The organism is Maribrevibacterium harenarium (assembly GCF_006385675.1).
GTDB lineage: Bacteria > Pseudomonadota > Gammaproteobacteria > Pseudomonadales > Marinomonadaceae > Marinomonas > Marinomonas harenarium.
This window is the reverse complement of sequence record NZ_VFRR01000104.1, coordinates 1-1,717: the sequence shown is the minus strand read 5'-3', so window position 1 is coordinate 1,717 and position 1,717 is coordinate 1. Positions and strand designations below refer to the sequence as shown.

Here is a 1,717-nt window from a genome sequence, read left to right as displayed (position 1 = left end):
TGGCCGTATCAATATTGGCGAAAAACTTCTTGATGAGTGCTTGAATAGTCTGGCTGTGTAGCGAGTATTTACCCTTGAAGTGCTTCTCAAAGTTACCCGCAGAAGGCCAGCCCCAATGACGTTTTCGTATGAATTTATGAAGCTTAACCATGTCATTCCAGAGTCGAGCCGACTCCCTTCGCAAATCGGTTTGCAAAGAATTAGGATAACCAATACTGATTTTAATAACAGTTGTTAAGCCCATTGATCTATAATGGCACTGTGCAAACATACAGTCAATAGAGTCATGCCATACAAGACCAGCTCGCACTCAAAATACAATTTACAAGCGCATATAATCTTTGTGAAATACAGAGAAAGAAAATTGACCAATGAAGTATTAATAACCGCAGAAGCCATCATTAGAAGAGAATGCTTAAAATTAAAGTCTGATTTAGTTGCATTTAATGGAGAGTCTGATCACGTGCATCTAGTTGTTTCGTACACTCCTACCATATCCATTTCTAGGCTTGTTCAAATATTAAAAAGTATGACTGGCAGAGAGCTAAAGCTTCATCATCCTTATCTTAATCAAGTAGCATGGAGAAGAAATGCATTATGGAGCAGTGGTTATTTTGCTTGCTCAGTAGGAGGTGCGCCACTGGAGTTTTAAAGCAATACGTGGCTCAACAAGATAGGCCGCATTAAGCCTTCTTCGAAGGCTTGACTATCCATCCCTCGCAGCAAGCTGCGGGGCTTTACGTCAATTTTGGTAAACTAGATGTTCATGGGGAACAGGTTCCGAGAAAATGCCATGACAATGGGACACCATAAGCATTGATCTAGCTTAACGCAAAGCTAAACCGCTTGTTTTTCCCTGAAAGCATACCTATTAATAAGTACCTGCTAACATTAGTATACGGGCCACACTAAGCGACCAGCATGCCAAGGAGCCAAACGCCATGCGTCAACCACCGGACTTTGCTGAATTCAGTTGCCAGCAATGCGCTCAAGCCTGCGACTTAGGCTTTGACTTCTCCATGGCATTTCAACCTATTATTGACTGGCCCAATAACCGAGTGTTCGCTTACGAAGCCTTGGCACGGGGTCCCGAAGGACAAGCTGCCGGCTGGGTATTCGAGCAGGTCAATGAAGATAACCGCTATCGGTTTGACCAAAGCTGTCGCGTGAAAGCCATACAACTCGCGGCTGAACTGGGCATAGATGCATACCTTAGTATCAACTTCATGCCAAACGCCGTGTATCGCCCTGAATTATGCATCCGCACCACGCTTTCCGCCGCAGAAACCTATGGTTTTGAAAAACATAAAATTATTTTTGAATTTACCGAAAATGAGCGGATTCAAAATGATGATCACCTGCGCAATATCGTCGAACATTATCGCAAACAAGGGGTTTGCAACTGTTGCTGATTTTACGCTACTGTATTTATATACATAGTAATATGTTGGTGTAAATGAAGCTTTCAGATTGGGCAAAAAAACAAGGAATTAGCTACCGCACCGCGTGGAATCAGTTTCGTAGCGGCAAGCTTCCTGTACCTGCAAGGCAGCTGCCTACTGGCACCATCATCGTTGATGAGATTATTAACGAGACCAAAGCTGTTATTTATGCTCGCGTCTCAAGCTCCGATCAGAAAAAGGATTTAGATGGTCAAATCGCCCGCTGCCTGAGCTTCGCAAATGCTCAAGGAATTGCTGTATCCGCTACTGTCTCT

3 protein-coding genes are annotated in these 1,717 nt (G+C 43.6%); all 3 read left to right on the top strand.

Annotated features, from left to right (window positions below; all coding sequences use genetic code 11):
* The first annotated feature begins 253 nt into the window (after positions 1 to 253).
* The gene (gene tnpA, locus FJM67_RS17265; RefSeq protein WP_328591938.1) at positions 254 to 652 is read left to right on the top strand and encodes an IS200/IS605 family transposase; all 399 of its coding nucleotides are present in this window, start codon (positions 254 to 256) and stop codon (positions 650 to 652) included.
* 289 nt (positions 653 to 941) lie between these two features.
* The gene (locus tag FJM67_RS17260; RefSeq protein ID WP_140591931.1) at positions 942 to 1,412 is read left to right on the top strand and encodes an EAL domain-containing protein; all 471 of its coding nucleotides are present in this window, start codon (positions 942 to 944) and stop codon (positions 1,410 to 1,412) included.
* 44 nt (positions 1,413 to 1,456) lie between these two features.
* Positions 1,457 to 1,717 (top strand): recombinase family protein (locus tag FJM67_RS17255; RefSeq protein ID WP_181161551.1); only part of this gene is annotated, 261 nt, incomplete at its 3' end.

What these genes read in the sequence shown, in the direction of transcription:
- tnpA (WP_328591938.1), top strand. Translation starts at nt 254, where the DNA reads ATGGCACTGTGCAAACATACAGTCAATAGAGTCATGCCATACAAGACC.
- FJM67_RS17260 (WP_140591931.1), top strand. Translation starts at nt 942, where the DNA reads ATGCGTCAACCACCGGACTTTGCTGAATTCAGTTGCCAGCAATGCGCT.